Annotated in this window: 19 protein-coding genes; 13 read left to right on the forward strand and 6 right to left on the reverse strand. The window is 70.2% G+C overall.

What is annotated here, in order from left to right:
- Positions 1-207 precede the first annotated feature (207 nt).
- Positions 208-2,547, forward strand: a complete 2,340-nt coding sequence (locus C8D87_RS00290; RefSeq protein WP_233441826.1) for a helix-turn-helix transcriptional regulator — start codon at positions 208-210, stop codon at positions 2,545-2,547.
- Complete coding sequence (locus C8D87_RS00295; protein ID WP_112225073.1) at positions 2,544-5,120, forward strand: helix-turn-helix transcriptional regulator; 2,577 nt, start codon at positions 2,544-2,546, stop codon at positions 5,118-5,120. Before C8D87_RS00290 ends, C8D87_RS00295 begins: the two co-directional genes overlap by 4 nt.
- On the opposite strand, the gene C8D87_RS00300 is transcribed toward C8D87_RS00295, so the two are convergent.
- Together C8D87_RS00300 and C8D87_RS00305 are read right to left on the reverse strand one after the other, a co-directional pair.
- Entirely contained in the window at positions 5,101-6,093 is a 993-nt protein-coding gene (locus tag C8D87_RS00300; RefSeq protein WP_112225075.1) for a serine hydrolase domain-containing protein, read from the reverse strand. The two genes, C8D87_RS00295 and C8D87_RS00300, sit on opposite strands and share 20 nt — an antisense overlap.
- A 56-nt stretch (positions 6,094-6,149) precedes the next feature.
- Positions 6,150-6,548, reverse strand: coding sequence for a hypothetical protein (locus tag C8D87_RS00305; RefSeq protein ID WP_112225077.1), 399 nt, complete (start codon positions 6,546-6,548; stop codon positions 6,150-6,152).
- Positions 6,549-6,600: 52 nt separating this feature from the next.
- Here C8D87_RS00305 and C8D87_RS00310 point away from each other — a divergent pair, with 52 nt between their 5' ends.
- From C8D87_RS00310 to C8D87_RS00360, 11 genes are all read left to right on the forward strand, one after another.
- Entirely contained in the window at positions 6,601-7,059 is a 459-nt protein-coding gene (locus C8D87_RS00310; protein WP_233441827.1) for an SRPBCC family protein, read from the forward strand.
- Between the two features lie 23 nt (positions 7,060-7,082).
- Positions 7,083-7,649 (forward strand): TetR/AcrR family transcriptional regulator, encoded by a 567-nt coding sequence (locus C8D87_RS00315; RefSeq protein ID WP_109642436.1) that lies wholly within the window; start codon positions 7,083-7,085, stop codon positions 7,647-7,649.
- A complete protein-coding gene (locus tag C8D87_RS00320) occupies positions 7,646-8,314 on the forward strand; it encodes a GAP family protein (protein WP_112225082.1) in 669 nt (222 codons plus the stop codon). The genes C8D87_RS00315 and C8D87_RS00320 overlap by 4 nt, the downstream gene beginning before the upstream one ends.
- A 58-nt stretch (positions 8,315-8,372) precedes the next feature.
- The gene (locus C8D87_RS00325) at positions 8,373-9,530 is read left to right on the forward strand and encodes a helix-turn-helix domain-containing protein (protein ID WP_112225084.1); all 1,158 of its coding nucleotides are present in this window, start codon (positions 8,373-8,375) and stop codon (positions 9,528-9,530) included.
- Positions 9,531-9,674: 144 nt separating this feature from the next.
- Positions 9,675-10,268: a DUF6801 domain-containing protein gene (locus tag C8D87_RS00330; protein ID WP_109642443.1), complete on the forward strand. Its 594-nt coding sequence runs from the start codon at positions 9,675-9,677 to the stop codon at positions 10,266-10,268.
- Between the two features lie 26 nt (positions 10,269-10,294).
- The gene (locus C8D87_RS00335; protein WP_112225086.1) at positions 10,295-11,185 is read left to right on the forward strand and encodes a glutaminase; all 891 of its coding nucleotides are present in this window, start codon (positions 10,295-10,297) and stop codon (positions 11,183-11,185) included.
- 19 nt (positions 11,186-11,204) lie between these two features.
- Entirely contained in the window at positions 11,205-12,530 is a 1,326-nt protein-coding gene (locus C8D87_RS00340; RefSeq protein ID WP_233441828.1) for a M20/M25/M40 family metallo-hydrolase, read from the forward strand.
- Between the two features lie 10 nt (positions 12,531-12,540).
- Positions 12,541-13,329, forward strand: coding sequence for an SDR family oxidoreductase (locus tag C8D87_RS00345; protein WP_112225088.1), 789 nt, complete (start codon positions 12,541-12,543; stop codon positions 13,327-13,329).
- Positions 13,330-13,391: 62 nt separating this feature from the next.
- The gene (locus C8D87_RS00350; RefSeq protein WP_109642449.1) at positions 13,392-14,225 is read left to right on the forward strand and encodes an alpha/beta fold hydrolase; all 834 of its coding nucleotides are present in this window, start codon (positions 13,392-13,394) and stop codon (positions 14,223-14,225) included.
- Positions 14,226-14,236: 11 nt separating this feature from the next.
- A complete protein-coding gene (locus C8D87_RS00355; RefSeq protein WP_112225090.1) occupies positions 14,237-15,346 on the forward strand; it encodes a hypothetical protein in 1,110 nt (369 codons plus the stop codon).
- An 8-nt stretch (positions 15,347-15,354) separates the two neighbouring features.
- Positions 15,355-16,434, forward strand: a complete 1,080-nt coding sequence (locus C8D87_RS00360; RefSeq protein WP_112225092.1) for a hypothetical protein — start codon at positions 15,355-15,357, stop codon at positions 16,432-16,434.
- On the opposite strand, the gene C8D87_RS00365 is transcribed toward C8D87_RS00360, so the two are convergent.
- The 4 genes from C8D87_RS00365 to C8D87_RS47340 form a co-directional block, all read right to left on the reverse strand.
- Complete coding sequence (locus C8D87_RS00365) at positions 16,431-16,868, reverse strand: hypothetical protein (RefSeq protein WP_109642457.1); 438 nt, start codon at positions 16,866-16,868, stop codon at positions 16,431-16,433. The genes C8D87_RS00360 and C8D87_RS00365 overlap by 4 nt on opposite strands.
- 187 nt (positions 16,869-17,055) lie before the next feature.
- Positions 17,056-20,703, reverse strand: a complete 3,648-nt coding sequence (locus C8D87_RS00370) for an nSTAND1 domain-containing NTPase (RefSeq protein WP_112225094.1) — start codon at positions 20,701-20,703, stop codon at positions 17,056-17,058.
- Between the two features lie 188 nt (positions 20,704-20,891).
- Positions 20,892-21,284 carry an MmyB family transcriptional regulator gene (locus C8D87_RS47335; protein WP_411711323.1) on the reverse strand — a complete coding sequence of 131 codons (393 nt, stop codon included), beginning with the start codon at positions 21,282-21,284 and terminating at the stop codon, positions 20,892-20,894.
- A 62-nt stretch (positions 21,285-21,346) separates the two neighbouring features.
- Positions 21,347-21,595, reverse strand: a complete 249-nt coding sequence (locus tag C8D87_RS47340) for a helix-turn-helix domain-containing protein (protein ID WP_233441830.1) — start codon at positions 21,593-21,595, stop codon at positions 21,347-21,349.
- Positions 21,596-21,608 lie beyond the last annotated feature (13 nt).

A 21,608-nucleotide genomic window follows, 5' to 3' on the forward strand; every position in this document is an offset into this window, starting at 1 on the left:
CACACCAGAAACCCATGACAGATGTCATGCCGGCTATCTGAGGGGTTTCCCCGCGTCCACTCGCGACGGTCGCGCTCTCACCTAATCTCGCCCCAGTGGCCGACCCGGTCCAGCTTTGCCGCCGCCCGGACCGGGCGCGGCCGCCACCGGGATCCGGCGGGTGGCAGGGGCCCGCCGGATCCCGTCCAAGCCGAGGGGAGTCGTCACGTGCAGGAACTGCTGCGCGGGCGCCACGGGGAGCTCGCCGCACTGCGAGCCGCGTTCGAGGCCTCCGCCTCGCGCGGTCGTCTCGCCGTGGTGCGCGGTGAGCCGGGAAGCGGACGTTCCGAACTGCTCCGGCACGCCACCGCGATGTGGCGGGCCGAGGGCGTGGCGGTGGTCAGCCACCGGCCGAGATCACGTGCCGTCGTGCTGGTCGACGACGCCGACCAGCTCCACGACCCGGTCCTGACCACGACCGCCATGCGAATGCCCGGCTGCCTCGTCGTCGCGGTGTGCCGGGATCACGCCGAGCTGGCCGAGGTCGCGGACGTCGTCATCGACATGTCAACGTTGTCACCCGAGGTCGTCACCGAGCTGATCACCACCCGCCGCCCGCTCGACCACAGCGTCGTCGAGGCGCTGCGCACCGCACTCGGCCCGCTGTACGGCAACCCCGGCACGGTCCTCGCGACCCTCGGCGAGCTTAACCTGACGCCGGTCGGCGACCTGCTCTTCCTCGCTGATGACCGGATCAGCCTGCCCGGGAACCACCCGCTGCTCGACCACGTCCACGGCCTCGCCTACCGCGTCGCGCTGCTTTGCGTCGTGCGCCAGGGCATCGAGGTCAGCGACCTCACGCTGCTCAAGGAAGACCTGGACGCCTGCGGCCGCGCTCTGGACGAGCTCGTCGAACGCGGCGTGCTCACGCCGGACCTCGACGTCCTCTGCCCGGCGCTCGCCAACGCGATCGCCGACCGGGGCGGCGAGGACGCGGTCCGCAGGATGCACGTCGCGCTCGCCGCCGAGTCCGCCGACCCGGACCTGGTCGCGCTGGCCGGCCCCGACCTGCCGGACGCGCCGCGCAGGGCCCGCTGGCTCGCCGACCGCGCCGCCGAGATCCAGGGCACCGATCCGGAACGGGCCGGTCGCTGGCTCGCCGCCGCCCTGCGGATGACGCAGGACCGCCCGTGCGGACGACTGTTCTTCCTCACGCTCTCCGTGCTCATCGCCACCGGCCAGGACGAGCTCATGGGCACCGTGCTGAAGGAACGCGTCCACGAGGACTCCAGCACCGATGCCGCCGCCATGCTGTTGATGCTCAACGGCGAGCAGCCACCGATCAACGGTGGTCCCGCCGTAGCGCTGGCACGGTGGTGGCTCGGCGAACGTCCCGACTGGACGCCTCTGCCGATGACCACGCACGACGACGAACAGGTCATCACCAACGCCGAGCTGAACGCGATCTACCACGCGTTGCGCTTCGACGTCCAAGCCTGCCGCACCGCGTTGAGGTTCGTCCGCGACGAAGACGCCAGGGAGTGCTTCGACGAGCTCACCGAGGCGGGCACGGCCGGTGACGTCGCCACCGTCCTGGAACTCGTGCTCGGTCAGCGGTACCGCACCCCGGACCACGGCCCGTTGAAGCTCTACCAGCGTGTGCTCCGCGACTACGCCAACGCCGACTTCACCGCCGCACTGCAAGGTGTGCGCCAGCTCGAACTCACGAAACGCCCGACGCCTGCCCACCACCACGGCCGTATGCTCGCCGCGGCGATGCATTCAGCACGCGGTGAGCACCGGCAGGCCTTCGCGTGGCTCGCCAAGGTCAGCCACGCCACCCGATACGCACCTACGCGCGCCTTGGTCGAGTGCGGCCTGCTGCACCGCGCCGGCGACTCCCAGGCCGCGGTCAACCTCGCCTGGCGCACGCTGCAAAGGGCGAAACGAGCCGACATCAGGCCGGGCGTCGGCCGGTTGATGCTGCAGGCGCTGCAGATCGCGTTGCGCAACAACGACATGGCCATCGCACGCACGTTGATGACCGAGATCACCGAGCTGCACCGGCAGGACGACTGCCGCTGCACGCTCCAAGTCCTCTTGCTGGCCAAGGGTTTGCTCTACGGCGACCCGGCGGAGGCGGCGAGAGGCGCCGAGGTCGTGCGACGGCGGGGCCACCGCCCGGACCTGCTGTGGGCGTGCCACATCCTCGCCCAGTTCTGCGACGACCCGCGCCACGTCGTGCGGGAGCTGCGCGCGATCGCGAAGGAGGGTGGCTCGTCGTTCCTGTTGCCCGCCAGGGTTTCCGCGTTGATGCGCAAGTTCGGTGTCCACGCACCGCGCGCGACGACAGGCCCGAGCGGGCTCACCGGCACCGAACTGCGCATCGTCGAACTCGTACGCGCCGGGCAGACGAACCGCCAGATCGCCACGGAGCTCGACGTCAGCGAGAAGGCCGTTGAGCACCACCTCACCCGCCTGTTCCTGCGCACCGGTGTCCGGTCGCGCGTGGAGCTGGCCGCCGCGAGCCTGGCGGGCAGGCTCGACGACCGAGGAGCCACCGGATGACGGGAACGCTGAGCCACCCGGACGCCTCGAACCTGATCGCCAGAGACGACGCACACACGAGCGTGGTGTGGCCGCTGCTGTCGGGGACCGCGCGGCTGGTGCTCGTCACCGGGGCCGCGGGCATCGGCCGCACCGCTTTGCTCAACGAGGTCCGGGACACGCTCGAACATCAGCGTGTGCGCACAGCAGACGTGCCACTGCTGCGCGCCGACCGCAACCGCCCCCAGGCTGTGGTCGCCCGTGTGCGCGAGGAACTGGACCGCTGGTCACGGCCGCCGGTGCTGTTCCTCGACGACCTGCAGCGCCTCAACCACGACGTGCTGCGCGCGCTCCTTGACGCGTTGCCGTACCTGGCGACCTGTGTCGTCGCCAGCTACCGCACGCCCGTGCGTCTCGAACACACGGATCTGGCCGACGCGCTGGAGACCAGTCCACTGACCGAAATCGTGCCGCTCTCGCCGCTGAACCGGTCCGAGGTCAGCCTCATGTTCACGAGCCTGCTCAACGTGTCCGCGGACCCGGAGCTGGTGCGCCGGCTGCACCAGGACAGCCGCGGTGTGCCCGGCCTGGTCGATCTCGCGGTCGACGGGTACCTGCGCGGCGGTGCCCTCAGGATCATCGACCGCACCGCGTACCTGGTGGAGGAACCGCGCGGCACCGGCCACCGGCACCCCGCGGTCGAACGGATCCGGCTGCTCGGCGAAGCCGCGTGGCGGACGGCGAAGGCCATGGCGATCCTGCATCCGCTCGGACCGGCGGCCGAAGAGCTGCTCGGCGACACCGGAGCGTTGCCGGAGCTCGAAGCCGAAGGCATCCTCGTGCGACGCGACGACGGCTGGCGGTTCCGCGCCCCGGTGCTCGCCAACGCGCTCGCGGCCAGCCTCGGCCCGTACGAGCGTCACGACCTCGGATGGCGCGCGGTGAGCGCGATCTGGGACGGCAGGGCGTTCTGCGCGAACCCCGGCTACCTCCCGGACCGGCTGATCGACGCGGGCGGGTTCGCCGACGCAGAGAAGGCGGCCACCCAGCTCCTCGCCGCCGGCCGCGCCGCCGTGCTGCACGACCCGGCCGCCCGCCGCTGGCTCCGCGCCGCCGCCGACCGCGCCACCAACCCGGCACAACAGGCGGAAGCACTGTTCATGCACGCAGTCGCATGCGCTTCCCACAACGACTTCGTCAGCGCGATGGCCAGCGTGGACGCGGCACTCGAGCTCCCGGACGAGTTCACCCCCGACCAAACACAGGAGGTGCACCTCATCCGGCTGGTCGGCATGTGCGCGGCGGGGGACAGAGCCGGGCTGCGCAAGGTTGCCGACGGCAGCTGGCGCTCGTTGCCCGGTGGTACGGCAGCGCGGTTCATCGGACGTGCGGTGGCCATGTGCTACACGGACCGATGGGACGAAGCGGCGAAGTTGCTCGCCAGCACGCGCAACACGTGGCGGCTGGGCAACGCCGCCACGGTGACGTTCGGCGAGATCTTCGGGATGAGCGCGGCGCTGATGACGGGGCGGATGGCCGAGTTCGAGCGGGTCGTCAGCGATCCGGGACTGTGCCCGCTGTACGCCGTCGAACGGCATCGGCCGGCGTTGCAGGCGGCGATGGCGCGGTGCCTGTTGCTGTTGGGCGAGGCGAAGCGGGGTGCGCGGATGCTCGCGGGCCAGCCGCTGACGGAGGCCGACCTCGCGTTGCTGGGAGGCGCGGAAGGGCGGTGGGACGACGCACTTGGTCACGCCCGCAAGGCACTCGTCACCGGGTCGACGCTCGGCCAGGTCGCGGCGCACACCGCGTTGGCACGCGACCTCGCCACGATGCTGGTCACGCGCGCAAAGCTGACGCGTGCGCGCGAGGTCATCGCCGACGCGCGCGTCGGGCAGAACGTGTTGCCGCACGTGCTGGACGTCGCGGAATCGGACCTGGAACTGGTGCTGGGTGCGCGGGACAAGAGCCGCCAGGTGCTGCAGCGCGGGCTCGCGTTCGCCGCGCACCACGCGATCGTGATCGGCACCGACGAGCTGGAGCTGCGGCTCGCGATGATGTCGCTGGAGGACGACGACCGCGAGGACGCCGAGTTCCGGGTCGAACGGCTGGCCGACATCGCCGAGACGATGGACACCGGCCGCGCGCACCGCAACCACCTGCTGGCCCGCGCGGTGACCTGGCACGACAAGTCCGCGGTCGCCGAGGTGCGCAGGCTGGTCGCCGAACGCGGCCAGCCCCACGAGATCGCGCTGACGTTGACCGCGTTGGCGTCGCACGGGCTCGGTGACGCGCAGACGTTGCGTGAGGCCTACGAGCTGTTCGGAACCATGGACGCGTTGCTGCCCAGGGCAGTGGTGCGGCATCTCATGCGTGAGCACGGCGTCGCGGTGCCGGGACGTGCGGCGACGACGGCCGAGCAGGAGCGGCTGCTCGCGTCGCTCGTCGCGGAAGGACTGACGAACCGCGAGCTGGCCGGAGTCCTGCGGACGACCGAGAAGAGCGTCGAGGCGAAGCTGACCCGCCTGTTCCAGCGCACCGGCTACCGGTCACGCGTGGAGCTGGCGACCGCGATGCTCACCGGCGAATACCGTTGAGGAACCGCGCGACGGGCCACACGCCGTCGGACGTGTTGCCGAGCACCGTGCGCGTGATGCCCGGTTCGGGCTGGTGCACGGTCTTGAACGACACACCGGCGTCCCACCCGACCAGCTGCACCTCGCTGGTCGACTCGTGCAGCCAGAATCCGAGCCCGTACCGCAGCTTGTCCTCTGGGATCTCGCTGTGCGGCCGCACCATCTCGGCGACCTGCTGCTCCGGCACGATCCGCCCGGCGAAGAACGCCCGCCAGAACGCGCTGACGTCGGCCGCCGTGGTGTAGATCCCGCCGTCACCGCCGCCGCGGATCGGCAGGTGGAACACGTTGGTGCGCCACTCGCCGTCGATCGGCAGGTAGCCGATCGCGGTGCCTTCGCCGAGCGAGTCCGACCGCAGGAACTCCGTGCCGGCGAGACCCGCCGGCTCGCAGACCCGTTGCCGCACCAGGTCGTGGTACGGCACGCCGCTCGCCCGTTCCGCGATCAGGGACAGCACGACGTAGCCGCCGTTGTTGTAGGCGAACCCGGTGCCGGGCGGGAACTTCTGCGGATACCCGTCGAGGATCGCCAGGTACTGCTCGATGTGGAGCAGGTTCTGCACCGGCACCGGCAGGACGTACTCGTTGATGTCGGTGATGACCTCTTCGTCGAAGTAGTCGCCGATGCCGGACCGGTGTGCCAGCAGGTGCCGGACGGTGACCTCGTCGTCGATCAGCGGGAGGTCGTCGCCGAGCAGCTCGCGCGCTTTCGTGTCGTAGCTCAGCGTGCCGTCGTCGATCAGGCTCACCACGGCCAGCGCGGTGAAGGCCTTGCAGCCGCTGGCGATCGCGAATCTCGTGCCGACCGTGTTCGCGATGTTGTAGCCGCGGTGCGCGAGACCGTACGCCTTCTCGAACACCTCGCCGTCCTGCTCCACCCGGACCACGCCCGAGAAGTTCGCGGTGCGGGCGACCTCGTCCAGCTCGTCTTCCATGCGGCGACGGTGACACGGCCCGCGCCGCGACGCGCGTCAATTTCCGATGACCGGACTCACGGGTGGTAGCGGCCCGCGACCTCCGTGATCTCCCCGTCGCCGTTGAAGGTCAGGCGCGGCGCGTACGGCGGTGACTGCATCGCCAGGAAGTCCGCTCTGCTGCACTCGACCGCGCCGAGCCCGTTCCACGGCAGCTGGAGCCCGCTCGGTGTCCCGCAGCCCAGCGCCGTGCGGATCACCACGTCCTCCGCGAGCTTGGAGACGTGCCGGTCCTGGGACAGCTCGTGGACGCTGGAGCTGTTCTCCTCCGCCGGCCTGATCTCGGTGTCGACCCACTCCACGGTGCCGTCGGGGTGGATCGCGGTGATCACCACGACGTCCACCGAGTCCGGCACCAGCCACACCGCAACGCCCACGACCGGCAGCAACGCCGCCGCCCACGACCAACGCTTCATGCCGTCTTGACGCCGCCATCGGCCGCGGAGTTGCGTGCGGACCGTGGACAACGTGAGCGCGACCCTGACCTTCGCCGTTCCGGCCGCGAAGGTGTTCGCGGTGCTGGCGGACCCGACGACCCACGCCGCGATCGACGGCACCGGCTGGGTCCAGGAGGTCGTCGACCCGGCACCGCTGACCGAGGTGGGACAGATCTTCCGGATGGCCATGCATCACGACGACCATCCCGACGGCGATTACCAGACCTTCAACAAAGTGGCTGTCTTCGACGCTCCGCACGCCATCGGCTGGCTGACGGGATACCGGAAGGACGACGGGGGACTGGGGTTCGGCGGGTGGCTCTGGCGTTACGACCTCACACCACTCCGGCCGTCCGCGACCGATGTGACGCTCACCTACGACTGGTCCGCGGTGCCGCCGTCCATCCGCGAGTACCTGGAGTTCCCGCCGTTCGGCCCCGACCACCTCGCCAACTCCCTCCAGCACCTGGCCGAACTTGCGCAGCGTTAGATTAAGACCGTAATCTGACACTCGTGCCAAAACACGCGGATCCCGTCGAGCGACGCCGTCAGGTGGTCGACGCCCTCTACCGGGTGGTCGACGCCGAAGGGCTGGACGCGGCCAGCCTGCCCAGGATCGCGAGGGAGCTGGGTGCCACCACGGGCTTGCTGCAGAAGTACTTCCGCAGCAAGGACGAGCTGCTGCTGTTCGCGCAGGACCAGCTCGTGGAGGAGCTCACCGCGAGCGTGCAGGCGGTCCTGAACCGGGAGGGGAGTCTCCAGGACCGCCTCCACGACGCGTTGTGTGCCATCGCGCTCATTGACGACGCGGCGCGCGCACGCGTGTGGCTCGCGTTCGCTGCCCGTGCGGTGGCGAACCCTGTGCTGCTTCAACGGCATGTGGAGGGCGCGCGGGAGATCAGGGATCTGTGCCGGCACGTGCTGGAGGCCGCGGGCCTCGACGGCGGGGAGGCCGTCGGGCTCGCGGCGCTGGTGGACGGGGTGACGACGCAACGCGCCCTGGAACCGGACGTGATGACGGTGGAGGTGGCGAAGCGGGTGATCTCGGGCCACCTCGCGAAGATTTGGGGGAACGGATGACATCGGGGCTCGTGGCGGCGCTGGCCGGGCTGGCGCTGCTCGACTCGACGAGCATCGGGACGCTCTTCATCCCGATCTGGCTGATGCTCACGCCGGGACGGCTGCGGCTCTCGCGGTTCGGCGTCTACCTCGGCACGATCACGGTGTTCTACTTCGCGGTCGGCGTGGTGATCGTGCTCGGTGCGTCGCAGGTGATGGACCATCTCGACAGCCGGCTGGCGCTGTGGATCCAGCTGGTGATCGGCGTGCTCCTGTTCGTGATCAGCTTCCGGTTCGACGGCAGGAAGAAACCGGACACCGGGAAGTGGCGGAACCGGCTCAACGCCAACGGCTCGGCGGTGGCGCTCGCGGGCGTCGCGGTGCTGGCGGGTGTCGTCGAACTCGCGACGATGCTGCCGTACCTGGGCGCGATCGGCATGATGAGCGCCGCCGACCTCGGCCTCGGCCAGGTGGGGCTGCTGCTCGCCGGGTACTGCCTGGTCATGATCGTGCCGGCGGTGCTGCTGCTCGGCGGGCGGCTCGCGCTGCGCGACAGGATCGAGCCGTTCCTCACCCGGATCAGCACGTGGTTCGCGGAGAAGGGCGCGAGCACGACGGGATGGATCCTCGGCATCGCCGGGTTCCTGGTCGCACGGGATGCCATCGCACGGCTGTTCTTCCTGTGAACCATTTGGTCCAGTTGGCTGAACGACCGCGTTCCGTTTTCCTCCTACACTCGCGAGGATGACTCAGCTGGACGATCCGCGCAGATCGGTCCCGCGGGAGCTGGCACCGTTGCTCCGAATGGAAGTCGCGCCCGTCTCGGTGAGCATTTTCGAGGCGATCGAGAAATCGATTCCCGAATACAGCCAGTTCCGGGACAACGTCGTCGATGGCATTCGACAGGCTCTGGTGAAGTTCGTGGACAGGATCGCCGAACCGGATTCCGCCGGCGATCCGCACGACGACATCCACCGCAAGCTCGGTGCGTGGGAGTTCAAGTCCGGCCGCAGCCTGGACAGCCTGCAGGCGGCATACCGGATCGGCGCGCGGGTGGCGTGGCGGCACGTGTGCGCGTTCGCCGAGCGGCGCGAGCTGTCGCTGCACCAGATGTCGGTACTGGGCGAGGCGATGATCGCCCACGTCGACGAGCTGGTGAGCCTGTCGGTCGAGGGGTACGCGGCCGCGCAGGCGAGTGCGGCGGGAACGCTGGAACGCAAGCGGCGCAAGCTGATGGAGCTGCTGGTCGGTGATCCGTCGAGCAACTGGCAGGCGGTGCTGGACGCGGCGCAGGCGGCGGCGTGGCCGATGCCCGACCGGTTGTGCGCGGTAGCGCTTGAGCCGTCTGCCGCACCCGCCGACGACCTCCCGCCGGACGTGCTGGTCAACTTCGAGGACGCGACCCCGTACCTGCTGGTGCCGAACCCGGTCGCGGTCTCCCGCTGGATCCGCCGCGCGCTGCCGGGCTGGCGCGCGGCGGTCGGGGTGCCGGTGGTGCCCGCCGAGGCACGCGGGTCGCTGGCCTGCGCTCGCCGGGTGCTGACGCTGGCCCGCGAGAAGGTGCTGCCGGACCGCCCGGTGCTCGACTGCGCCGATCATCTCGTCGAGCTGACCGTGCTCGCGGACGAGTTCCTGGCCCGGCAGCTGGCCGAACGGGCGCTGGCGCCGCTGGCCCCGCTGACCGACCGGCAGCGCACGAAGCTCGCCGAAACGCTGCTCGTGTGGCTGTCGGCACGTGGCGGCGCGCCGGAGGTGGCTGCCCGGCTGCAGGTGCATCCGCAGACGGTGCGCTACCGCGTGAACCAATTGGACGAACTGTTCGGCGACCGAATGCACGACGCCGAGGAGCGGTTCACGCTCGAGCTGGCGCTGCGTGCCCACTATTTGTTGGATCGAGGCTGACAAATCGCTGCGAGCCAATTCGTACGCAGGTGATAAAAGAAGGTTTTCTCTTGCATTGCGGAATCTCCGGTGGTTAGTTTACTGACGAGTAAAGCAACACCGCCTTCTTGCAGTTCAATGTCGTACTGATGGAGGTCCCTGCAGATGAAGACCGGACTTTTCGCACGCGCCGCTGCCTGCGTTCTGGTTGCCGGAGCGCTGAGCGTGGCGACGGCCGGCACCAGCTTGGCCGGGACGGCCCAGCTGAACATCACCTACTCCTGCAACTTCTCGATCATCGGTGCGCAGGACATGCCGACCACGGTCAGCTCCTCGGACCTGCCGGACTCGGCAACCGCGGGTGTGCCCACCGCGCCGTCCAACACGACGGTGAAGAGCACGGTGTCGGAGGATGCCACCACCACGCTGTTCTGGCTCGGCGCGAAGTCGGTTGACGGCACGATGACCAGCCAGGTTCCCGTCACCAACGAGGGAGCCACCCAGACGCTGACGTCGGTGTCGACCATCCCGAACACGCCGGTCCCGACCAGCGGCACGTTCGACGTGACGGCCACGGGCACCTTCCCGGCGATGACGCTCGTCAACGCCGGCACCGCCACGATCACGCTCGGCAGCGCGGAGCTCAAGCTGACGCCGCGTCAGGCGAACGGTGACCCGACGTGGCTCGGCACGATCACCGTGCCCTGCACCGTCAAGGCCGGCCAGAACACCCAGTTCTACTCCTTCCCGGTGGCCTGAACCGGTCCCGTGATGGGATTGGCGGCATGGAACTCCAGCAACTGGTGGACCGCATTGCCGCCGAGGTCACGCCAGATGGCGCGGTAGCCGACTACATCCCGGCGCTCGCCAGGATCGACCCGCACGCCTTCGGCCTCGCCGTCGCCACACTGGACGGCGAGGTCTTCGGCGCTGGGGAGTACCGCACGCCGTTCTCCGTCCAGAGCATCTCCAAGGCGTTCATGCTCTCTCTGGCGCTGGCGGGCAACGACGACGTGTGGACGCGCGTGGGCCGTGAACCGTCCGGCTCGCCGTTCAACTCGCTGGTCCAGCTGGAAGCCGAGAACGGCATCCCGCGCAACCCGTTCATCAACGCCGGCGCGCTCGTCGTCACCGACCACCTCGGCCTCGGTGCCGCGGACCGGCTGCTCACCTTCCTGCGGCAGGAGAGCGGCAACCCCTCGATCGACGTCGACCCCGAGGTCGCCAAGTCCGAACTGGACCACTCCGATCGCAACCGCGCGCTGGCGCACTTCATGGCCTCGTACGGCAACATCCACAACCCCGTCGACGTCGTGCTGCACGAGTACGTCCGGCAGTGCTCGATCGCGATGAGCTGTGCGGATCTCGCCAGGGCCACGCTGTTCCTGACCCGCCACGGCGTCCGCAACGACGGCAGCCGCCTGCTGGGCGTGAGCGGTGCGAAGCGGGTCAACGCCGTGATGCTCACCTGCGGCACCTACGACGCCGCCGGCCAGTTCGCCTACCGGGTCGGTCTGCCGGGCAAGAGCGGTGTCGGCGGAGGGATCATCGCCGTCGTCCCGGGGAAGTGCGCGATCTGCGTTTGGAGCCCAGGCTTGGACGCGCGCGGCAACTCGGTCGCGGGCGTCGACGCGCTGGACAGATTCACGACTCTCACGGGGTGGTCTGTCTTCTGACTGGTGGTAGGAAGACGGGGTGAGCACATCGGTGAACGCACTGGCACTGGCAGAGGACGAGGCGGTGACCCTGGTCAGCGAGCTGATCAGGATCGACACCACGAACACGGGTGATCCCGCGACGCTGGTGGGAGAGCGCAAGGCCGCCGAGTGGGTGGCCGAGAAGCTGTCCGAGGTCGGGTACGAGACCACCTACGTCGAGTCGGGCGCGAAAGGCCGCGGCAACGTGATCGCGCGCCTCGCGGGTGCGGACCCCGGCCGGGGCGCCCTGCTGGTCCACGGTCACCTCGACGTCGTTCCCGCCGACGCCTCCGAGTGGTCGGTGCACCCGTTCTCCGGTGCCGTGCAGGACGGTTACGTGTGGGGCCGCGGCGCGGTCGACATGAAGGACATGGTCGGCATGACGCTGGCCCTGGCCCGGCACTTCAAGCGCGAAGGCGTGGTGCCGCCGCGCGACATCGTGTTCGCGTTCCTCGCCGACGAGGAGGCAGGTGGCCTCTTCGGCGCGAAGTGGCTGGTGGAGAACCGGCCAGAGCTGTTCGAGGGCGTCACCGAGGCGATCAGCGAGGTCGGCGGGTTCTCGATCACGCTGAAGGACGACGTCCGCGCCTATCTCGTGGAGACCGCCGAGAAGGGCATCCGCTGGCTCAAGCTGCGGGTCAAGGGCACCGCGGGCCACGGCAGCATGATCCACCACGACAACGCGGTCGCGAAGCTCGCCGCCGCCGTCACGAAGCTGGACCAGCACAAGTGGCCGCTGATCGTGCGCCCGTCGGTGCGTGAGTTCCTCGACGGCGTCAGCGAGATCACCGGGCTCGACTTCCCGGACGACGACATCGAGGGCTCGATCGGCAAGCTCGGCGCCCTGTCGCGGATGATCGGCGCGACGATCCGCGACACCGCGAACCCGACCATGCTGTCCGCGGGCTACAAGGCGAACGTGATCCCGTCGACGGCGGAGGCGACCGTCGACTGCCGGATCCTGCCCGGCCGCGAGGAGGCGTTCGACCGCGAGCTCGAGGAGCTGCTGGGCCCGGACGTCGAGCGCGAGTGGATCGGCCTGCCTCCGGTCGAGACGACGTTCGACGGCGCCCTGGTCGACGCGATGACGGCGTCGATCACCGCCGAGGACCCCGGCGCCCGCGTGCTGCCGTACATGCTGTCGGGCGGCACCGACGCCAAGTCGTTCCAGCGTCTCGGCATCCGCAACTTCGGCTTCTCACCGCTGAAGCTGCCGCCGGACCTCGACTTCTCCGGCCTCTTCCACGGCGTGGACGAGCGCGTTCCGGTGGACGCCCTTAAGTTCGGTGTGCGCGTTCTGGACCGTTTCCTGCGCAACAGCTGAGGAGTGTGCTGTGTCCACTGTGGACTTGACCGGGCAGGTCGCGTTGGTCACCGGCGGCGCGGGCGGAATCGGCGCGGCGGTCGTGCGCCGTCTCGCGAAGCTCGGCGCACGCGTCGCGGTGGTCGACCTGAACGCCGCCGGGGCACAGCGTCTCGCTTCCGCCGCCGGAGGGATCGCGATCGTCGGCGACGTGACCGACCCTTCGGTGATGCCGGAGGCCGTGGCACAGGTGGAGAAGGAGTTCGGGCGGCTCGACATCGTGCACCTGAACGCCGGTATCGGTGGCGGTCAGGCCGGAGTGGACGACGCGCTGGACGTCGCGCGATACCGGAAGCTGGTCGGGGTCAACGTCGACCACGTGGTGTACGGGCTCTGTGCCGCGGTACCGGCGTTGCGGCGGCAGGGCGGCGGGAAGATCGTGATCACGTCGTCGCTGGCCGGGCTGGCGGCCATGCCCTCGGATCCGCTGTACACGCTGACGAAGCACGCGGTGGTCGGGTACGTGCGGGCGGCGGGGGAGGCCTTGGCGGCTGACGGGATCGTGGTCGCCGCGCTGTGTCCCGGGTTCGTGGACACGTTGCTGCTGGGGGCGGCCAAGGAGGAGTTCGACGCCGTCTCGTTCCCGCTGCTGACGCCGTCGGACATCGCCGACGCCCTGCAGGCGGTCCTCACGGACGCGGAGCCGGGGGAGGCCTGGATCATCCAGCCGGGCGGGCAGGCCTCGGCCTACCGGTTCCGCGGTGTGCCGGGAGTCGGTGGCGGGCAGATGCCGCCCGATGTGGTGCTCGGACGCCGTTAGTGCGTGTCCTTTCGCCGGGTTGTCTCGTTAGGACGAACAGACGACACGGCGAAAGGAATGCGATGGTGCGGCTGGAGGACGGGACCGAGCTCAACGTGATGCGTGCGGGCGACCCGGATGCGCCGGTGACGGTCGTGCTGGCACACGGCTACGCGCTCGACCACCGCAGCTGGCACAAGGTCGTGGCCGCGCTGGGCGAGGACTTCCAGGTCATCGCCTACGACCACCGCGGGCACGGCAAGTCGGCCGGCGCCACCAAGGAGACCGCGACGATCGAGCAGCTCGGCGACGATCTGGGGGAGCTGATCGAGCGCGCGGTGCCGCAGGGCCAGGTCGTGATCGCCGGGCACTCGATGGGCGGCATGGCGGCGCTCGCGATGGCCGAGCGCAGGCCTCGGCTGTTCCGGCAGCGCGTGCTGGGCAACGTGTTCGTGTCCATGGCGGCGAGCGGGCGCAGCGAGACGTCGCTGGCGTGGCCCAAGGCGGTGGGCAAGCTCGTCAGGGAGCTGGAGCGGGCGTTCGGGCCGATCGTGCGGGCGGTGCGGGAGAAGATCGAGCCGACCAAGACCGCGGGCCTGCGGTGGTGGCTGTTCGGCGACGAGCCGGCGGACGACGACGTCGACCTGACCGCGGACATGGTGTGGGGGCACTGGCCCGAGACCGTCGCGCTGTTCCGTCCCGCCGTGGACCGCTACGACCGGGAGGCCGGGCTGACCGTGGCCAAGGAGAAGGCCGTGGTCGCCGTCGTGGGGGACGAAGACCGGCTCGTGCCGGAGACGGACGCTGTGAAGTTCGGCGGCACATCGGTCGTCCTGGCCGATGCCGGGCATATGCTTCCGCTGGAACGGCCGGTGGAGCTCGCGAACCTGATCCGTGAGGTGGCCGCCAAGGCATAGCTGGGGGGCTGGTGCTGCAGTACCTGGAACCGCGGACGGACGTGCCCGCGAAGGACGACTGGTCGACCCGCCTGATCCTGCAGGAGCTGGGGCTCATCCGGCGCGCCCTGTCGATCATCGCTCTGGTGGCGCTCGCCGGGATCATCGGCTGCCTGTTCCTGCCGATGGTGGTGGGCAACATCGCGGCGATCGTGATGTTGTCGCTGCTGTTGCTGGTGGGCGCGATCGGGCCGGTGATGCACCGGGTGCAGACGCTGCCGGTGCGCAGGGGACTGCTGGAGGAGCCGTGGCGGCGATGCCCGGTGACCGTGGTCGACCATCCCGTCGACAAGTACTCCACTTACGTCCGCATGCCCGACGGTGCCGTCCTCGAGACCTTCCCGAGCGGCGAGCTGCGGGACGTTCTGCGCAGCCGCGGCGAGATCTTCGTGTGCGGTCCGAACGCGAAGGGCAAGGCGGTCGTGCGGGTCGCGGGTCTCGCCGAGACGGAGAACGCCGTGGTGGCGCGGCCGGCCGAGTTCGTGGACCGGGAACCGGAGGAGCCGCACGAGATCGGGCGCCCGCTGGATGACCCCGCGGTGCTCAAGGCGTTCTCCGGCCTGGTGGCGGGCACGCACTCGACGCTGTACGCCGCGATCTCCGCCGGGATCGGCGCGGTGATCGTGCTCATGAGCCTGTGGCCGATCGCCCCGGCCGGGCTCGCCGTAGGCGGGCTGGTGGTGGTCCTCTCGCTGCTCATGCTGCCGTCGCTGACAGAGCTGGGCCGCTGGTACCGCGACGCCGTCAAGGGGATGCACGCGGCGCAGCGCTGGATCCCGGTGCCGGTCACGTTGTTCCCGTGGAAGCCGGGCGCGCTCGTGACTGGTCTCGCGACGATGGAGGGCGGCCGGCTGGCGCTCGTCCAGTTCGTGGACCCGAATCTGCACATCATCGCCAACATCGCCGACACCGGCACGATGTGGATCGCCGGCGTGCACGAGGACGTGATCGCTGTCGGAGTACCCGAGATCCCGGTGCTGACGATCGCGGCGATCCAACCGGACAGTGACACACCGAGGGAGGCACCGGTCCCGTGGATCCAGCGCCTTCATCAGCCGGACTTCAGCGGCCTGCCACGGTAGGGGGAGCCGTGCAGTACCTGGAACCGCGGACGGACGTGCCTGCGAAGGACGACTGGTCGACCAGGATGATCCTCGATGAGCCCTGGTCCCACGCGGAGCACAAGGTCATCTCGGTCATCGGGGTCGTGACGTTCGTCGTCTGCTTCTTCATGCCGATGACGGCCGGCAACATCGCGGCGATCGTCGTGCTCGCGGTCCAGCTGCTCATGAACGTGGCCGGGCCGTTGGTCGGGCTGGCGGGGCGCCGTGCGGAGCGGCGTGGACTGCTGGACGAGCCGTGGCGGCGCCTGCCCGCCACGGTCGCCCACAACCCGGACGAGCCGTGGGACCTGCTGCTGCTCGACGGGCTGGTGCTCAAGGGCTCGTTGCACGACCTGCCGGACATGGTGCTGGACCGGCAGGAGGTCTTCGTCTGCGGCCCGGACGCCGAGGGGCGGGCGATGGTCAGGGCCGCCGGGTTCATGACGATGCGCCCGGCCGAGGTCGACACCGGGGAGTACGAGGCGAAGGAACGGGTGGACCGCCCGCTCGGCCGCCCCCGGGACGACCCGGCGCTTCGGGAGGTGCTCGGCGCCGCCTGGGCCATGAAGGTGATTTTGGCGATCATGGTGGTGATCGTGGTGGTCATCGGCGTGCTGGTCGCGCTGAGCGTGTCGCCCGTCGCGCCGACCGGGCTGGTCACGGCCGTGATCCTGGCGACGATGCTGCTCGACGTCCCGGCGATGATCGTGGCGACGCGCCGCCAGCGGCAGGCCGCACGCGCCGTGGAGCGCTCTGAGCAGTGGACACCGGTGCCGGTCAGGCTGTTCCCGGAGAAGGCAGGGCATCACGTCGCCGGCGTCGCGGAGCTGCCCGGCGGTCCGGCGGTGGTGCGGTTTCCCGTCCCGGACCGCGACGTGCTCGCGAACATCGCCGCCACCGGCGTCATGTGGACCGCGGGTACGCACGAGAACCTGATCGCGGTGGGCGTGCCGCACCTGAACTCGTTGACGTACGCGGTCGTGCGCTCCGGTGGGGCCGCCCACGACGGCGACCCCATGTCGTGGGGCCGGCGGCTCCGGCCCCAGCAGCTCCTCGGCCTGCCCTAGACGGGCGAGCGGCGGGCGCGGCCGGGCGGGCGGCCGAAGAGCCGGACGTGCTCGCCGACCAGCCACTCCTTCAGCGGCGCCCACTCCGGGTGGTGGTTGAGCACCAGGAGCCGGTGCATCCACCAGTTCGGGTCGTCGTGACGGGGGAACGCGGCGAGCCAGGCGGCCCGCTCCTGCTCGGACAGGCCCCACAGGTGCGCCAGCTGGCCCTGCGCGTCCGTGTCGAGTTGTGCGGTGATCCGACCGCCCTCGGTGTGCCATTCCGCGCGCAGTTCGCGCAGCACGGCCATGGCGCGTTGGTCGCCTTCCTCGGCGGTGACGACAACTGTGTGCAGGCCCTGCGCCGCGGCTTCGGCGAGCAGGGCTCGGGTGGACGTTTCGTCGTGCGGCAGTGCGCTGTGCGCGACCCCGACGTCGTGCGGCACGAGCTCCATGACAAGGAATCTGATCACATCTACAACCACTTCGGCAAAATTTATTGCTTCAGTGTTGACTGAAGGGTCACCTTCACCGGGTTGCCGCCCGCAGTTGCACAGACGTTGTTGTGCGACGCCCCTGCATCGACACCGCACAACGTTTTCGCACTACAAATGGCGTCGAGAGGAATGGTGAGGGTGTTGTTCAGCAGAGAGGCCTCGGCTCGATGCCGGGGAAGTAGTGCTCCCAGTGTTGAGTGGACAGGTGCGCCGTCGTAGTCGCGCACACGCGGGCTGCGGTCGCCTCGACGTCCAGGTCCCAGACGCGGACGGTGCGGTCCGCACCGGCGGTCGCGAGGGTGCGGTTGTCCGGCGCGAAGGCCACACCCCACACCCGTTCCGTGTGACCGTGCAGCACTGCCCGCAGCTGGGGGTTGCGGGCATCGCGCACGTCCCACACACGGATCAGGTCGTCCGCCGTGCCGGCCGCGAGGAGCGTGCCGTCGGGGGAGAAGGCGAGGCGCTGCAGCGGCCCGCCGTCGTTGGGCAGGAGGCCGAGCTGGCGCGGCTGAGCGGGGTCGCTGATGTCGTAGAGCGCCCCGCTGTTGCCCATGTTCGCGAACGCCATCACGTTGCCGTGGATGACGACCGACATGACCTCGTCCCGCCCGGCCTGGCCGCCGCGGCGGATGGGGTCCGGGTTGTCGTCGGTGCGCAGCGCCGGGTGGGCGCGGGGCGAGGCGGGGTTGCTGATGTCCCACATCTGGACCTCGCGGCTGCCGTTCGCGATGACGAGCGTGCGGTCGTCCTCGGTGAACTCGACCTGCCAGACGGTGTAGGTCTGGGGCACGGCGAAGCTGCCCGTCTTCACCGGGTTGGCGGGGTCGGTGATGTTCCAGAGGCCGACCACGCCGCTGTCCTCGGAGACGGCGAGCGTCTTGCCGTCGTGGCTGAACCTCGCGCCGGCGATGGGGCCGCTCCCGGCGATCGTCCTGCTCAGCTCGCGCGGCCGTTCGGGGTCGGAGACGTCCCACAGGACGTTGCCGGCCATGCTCGCGCCGAACACGATGTCGCGGTCGGGGTGGACGTCGACGGTGAGCGTCTCGTCGTCCGGGGCGAGCCTGGGCAGGACGGAGATCTCCTGGGCGTGGCGGTCGTCCGGCCGCCACAACCTGATGGTGCCGTCGGAGGAGACGGTGGCGAAGTAGCGGCCGCGCTTGTCGTAGGCGAGCCGCCACACCGTCAGCTTGTGGTGCGGGTAGTTGAGGTTGGCCAGGTCGAGCACGCGGATCTCGCGATCGCTGGTGGCGGTGACCATCTGCCGGGAGTCGGGACTGAAGGCGACCGACCAGAGCGCGTCGGTGTGGCCGGTCAGCGCGGTGGCGAGCCGGACGTCGCGGGGATCGGTGACGTCCCAGATGCGGGTGGACGTGTCGCCGCCGCCGCTCGCGAGGAACTTCCCGTCGGGGGAGAAGGCGAGCGAGTGGACCGCGAAGGTGTGTCCGGTGGAGACGCTGAGCTGCACCGGGTTGCGCGGGTCGGTGATGTCCCACAGCCGCACGTCGCCGTTGTCGGCGCCTGTGGCGAGCACCCGCCCGTTCGGGTGGAAGACGGCGGCGTCGGAGGTGATGTTGCCGGGGCTGGGCGCGGGGTCGATGGTGGAGATGGCGGTGCCGCTCGCGAGGTCCCAGAGCTTGACGGTGCCGTCCCAGGAGGCGGACGCGAGGGTGGTGCCTGCGGGGTTGAGCGAGATGCCGTGCACGAGGTCGTCGTGGGCCTGGATGGTGCGCACGAGGGTGGCGGCGCCGGAGATGTTCCAGACCCGGATGGTCTTGTCCTGGCCGCTGCTGATCAGGGTGGCGCCGTCCGGGGTGAACTGGACGGCCTGGACCTGGCCCTCGTGGCCGGTGATGCGGGCCTTCTCGACCGGGCGGCGCGGGTCGGAGACGTCGAAGAGCCGGATGATGCCGTCCCAGCCCGCGGAGGCGATGGTGCTGCCGTCCGGGCTGAACGCCAGGTTGTGGGTGGCGTCGTCACCGGCGTGGATGCGCCCGAGCTCGGTGGGGTGGTGGGGGTCGGCGAAGTCCCAGAGGATCAGCGTCTTGTCGTCGGCGGCGCTGGCCATGACCTTGCCGTCCGGGCGGAACAGGGCGAACGAGGCCGCCTCCTTGTGGCCCTTGGCCAGCGTGAGCTGGGGTGCGCTGAACGTGCTGAGCAGGCTGTCGCGGGCCACCGGCAGGCCGGTGAGCCGGTAGGCGGCGAGACGCAGCTGGCTCGCGAGACCGGGGTCGCGGTCCTGCAGGCCGTTGGCGTCGGCGATGGCTTTCTGGGCGAGGGCGTTGACGCGTTCCGTGGTGGCTTGTCGTTGCGCGCGCACGGCGAACACGGTGGCGGTGGTGGCCACGAGCAGGAGAGCGGCGAGGAGGGCGACCACGCGCCGCAGGTTCGTGGTGCGGCGCTTCTCGACGGCCAGGTCCTGTTCGGCGGCGGCCCTGCTGGCGTCGAGGAACGCCTGTTCGGCGGCGTTGAGGGCGCCGGGTTCCCTGCCGGCCCAGCCGGTGGCCTGGGCGAGCGGGACGCCCCGGTAGAGCGAGCCGGGATCGCGGCCGTGCGCCTCCCAGTCGGCGGCCGCGGCGGTGAGCCTGCGGTGCACGCGCATGTCCTCGCGTGCCTCGGCGAGCCAGTCCCTGAGACGCGGCCAGCTGCGGATGACGGCTTCGTGGCTGATCTCGACGCTGTCGTCGTCGACGGTGAGGATGCGCGCGTCCGCGAGGTGTTCGACGACCTCGTCCGCCGCGAGCTCGGACCGCTTGACGTGCCGTTTGGTGTCCTCGGTGCCGTCGCCGGGGTTGACCAGCCGCAGGAAGATCTGGCGGGCTTGGGCCTGTTGCCGCTCGTCGAGGCTGGTGAAGGCGTTCTCGGCGGTGTTGGCGATGGCACGGGCGATGCCGCCGCTCTCGTGGTAGCTCGTGAGCGTGAGGGTGTTGCCGCGCTTGCGTTGCCACGTCTCCAGCAGCGCGTGGCTGACGTGGGGGAGGACGCCGGGTTCGCCGGTGGCGTCGGCGATGAGCCGGGCGACCAGTCCCGTCTCGAGCGCACAGCCGACCTCGACCGCGGGCTGCGTGATGGCCTTGCGCAGCTCGTCGGTGGTCATCGGGCCGACGAGGACCTGGGCGTCCTCGAAGGCGTTGGCGAGGTCGGGGTAGCGGGCGCAGTGGCCGTAGAAGTCGGCGCGCATGCCGATGACCGTCTGGCCCTCGCGCTGCGTGAGCTCGGTGATGAACTCGTCGCGGTGGGGGAGCGCGAAGATCTCCTCGAACTGGTCGACGACGAGCAGGCCCTCGGTGCGGGGGAGAGTGCGGTGCGTGCTCGGGGTGATCAGCTCGCCGTCCTTGCGGGCCAGGAGACCGGCCTGCAGCAGCGAGGACTTGCCTGAGCCGGACGCGCCGACGACCAGGACCGTGTCGTGGTGCTCCAGCTTGCCCAGCAGCTTGCCGACGAGCCGCTCGCGCCCGAAGAAGCGGTCGGCGTCCTGCTGCGTGAACGCCTTGAGGCCGACGTAGGGGGAGTCGGCCTTCGGTTCCTCGGCGTCCTGTTCGCCGATCTCACGCCAGCGCCGTTCCCACGCCTCCTCGTCGCCACCGCAGGCCCGGACGAACGCCAGTGCCACCGCGAGGCTGGGCAGCCGCTGGCCGCGGGCGGCATCGGCGAGGGTGCTGGCGGAGTAGTGGCTGAGTTTGCCGAGCTCGCGGTAGCCGGGGGAGCCGGCTTTCTCGCGGAGCTTGCGGAGGTCGAAGGCGAACTGTTCTACGGGCCCGGCGAACGGGTCGAGCGGCTTCTCCGGGCGAGGCATGACAGCGATTCTGTCATCCGGCCTCAGCTCGTCATTCACAAGCACTTCAGTGTGGACTAAAGATCAGCTCCGGTTGGCGTTCGGCGTGTGCGGCATCCGCACCACACCCTTGCGCCCAGCAGAGTCCGGGAGCCTCGGCGTGCTTCGCACTCAACTATCTCGATAGCTTCAGTGTTGACCGAAATTAGTCACCAACCGGTGCTCACCTTCACCAGGCAGGTACAGCGTCTCAAAAGCCAGGACGTGATCGGCCCAGCGCTCGACACCGATGGCCGGAGGCAGGGCGGCGGCCGTGTCGTACCGGTCGTTGAACGCGGCACCGGCGGTGAGGGAGAGCTCGAACGCGAGCGCGGCGGCCGCGTGGTCACCGAGGTCGGCGGCAGCCCGCAACGCGGCGGCGCGGTGGACCGCGATCGACTCCCAGTCGGGTAGTGGGCCTTGGCCGGCGGGCTGAACGCGAAGCGGACGACGTTCTGCTCGTCGTCCAGGCCCGAGATCACCCGGAACGCGGGGGTGCACGCGAGGACGTCTCCCGCGGGGTTGAGGACGCACGCCGGTGTGGGTTCGAGGGCGGCGATCATCGCGAGCACGGTCGGCCGCAGCGGCGGGGGAGCGGGCGGCGCGCAGGTCTGGTCGGGCTTGATCAGGCGGTAGAGGTGGACGCGCTCGTCGGGGGACAGCGCGAGTGCGTCGGCGAGGGCGACGAGGACCTGGCCGGAGGGGAGCGGTCGGTACCGCGTTCGAGGCGGGTGAGGTACTCGACGCTGATGCCGGCGCGGTCGGCGAGTTCGCCGCGGCGCAGTCCCGGGGTGCGCCGGCGGCCGGCGGTGGAGGGAGGTGGCGTGGCTTCGCGGCGGGCGCGCAGGAACCGGCCCAGTGCGTTGTCGGCCATGATCGCCGAGTTT

It is taken from the genome of Lentzea atacamensis (assembly GCF_003269295.1).
GTDB classification, from domain to species: domain Bacteria; phylum Actinomycetota; class Actinomycetes; order Mycobacteriales; family Pseudonocardiaceae; genus Lentzea; species Lentzea atacamensis.

Bases quoted from the DNA above. Each gene is read 5' to 3' on its own strand.
- C8D87_RS00370 (WP_112225094.1), bottom strand. From the start codon at position 20,703: ATGCCTCGCCCGGAGAAGCCGCTCGACCCGTTCGCCGGGCCCGTAGAA.
- C8D87_RS00300 (WP_112225075.1), bottom strand. From the start codon at position 6,093: ATGGAAGACGAGCTGGACGAGGTCGCCCGCACCGCGAACTTCTCGGGC.
- C8D87_RS00295 (WP_112225073.1), top strand. From the start codon at position 2,544: ATGACGGGAACGCTGAGCCACCCGGACGCCTCGAACCTGATCGCCAGA.
- C8D87_RS00305 (WP_112225077.1), bottom strand. From the start codon at position 6,548: ATGAAGCGTTGGTCGTGGGCGGCGGCGTTGCTGCCGGTCGTGGGCGTT.
- C8D87_RS00330 (WP_109642443.1), top strand. From the start codon at position 9,675: ATGAAGACCGGACTTTTCGCACGCGCCGCTGCCTGCGTTCTGGTTGCC.
- C8D87_RS47340 (WP_233441830.1), bottom strand. From the start codon at position 21,595: ATGGCCGACAACGCACTGGGCCGGTTCCTGCGCGCCCGCCGCGAAGCC.
- C8D87_RS47335 (WP_411711323.1), bottom strand. From the start codon at position 21,284: ATGATCGCCGCCCTCGAACCCACACCGGCGTGCGTCCTCAACCCCGCG.
- C8D87_RS00350 (WP_109642449.1), top strand. From the start codon at position 13,392: ATGGTGCGGCTGGAGGACGGGACCGAGCTCAACGTGATGCGTGCGGGC.
- C8D87_RS00320 (WP_112225082.1), top strand. From the start codon at position 7,646: ATGACATCGGGGCTCGTGGCGGCGCTGGCCGGGCTGGCGCTGCTCGAC.
- C8D87_RS00325 (WP_112225084.1), top strand. From the start codon at position 8,373: ATGACTCAGCTGGACGATCCGCGCAGATCGGTCCCGCGGGAGCTGGCA.
- C8D87_RS00335 (WP_112225086.1), top strand. From the start codon at position 10,295: ATGGAACTCCAGCAACTGGTGGACCGCATTGCCGCCGAGGTCACGCCA.
- C8D87_RS00365 (WP_109642457.1), bottom strand. From the start codon at position 16,868: ATGGAGCTCGTGCCGCACGACGTCGGGGTCGCGCACAGCGCACTGCCG.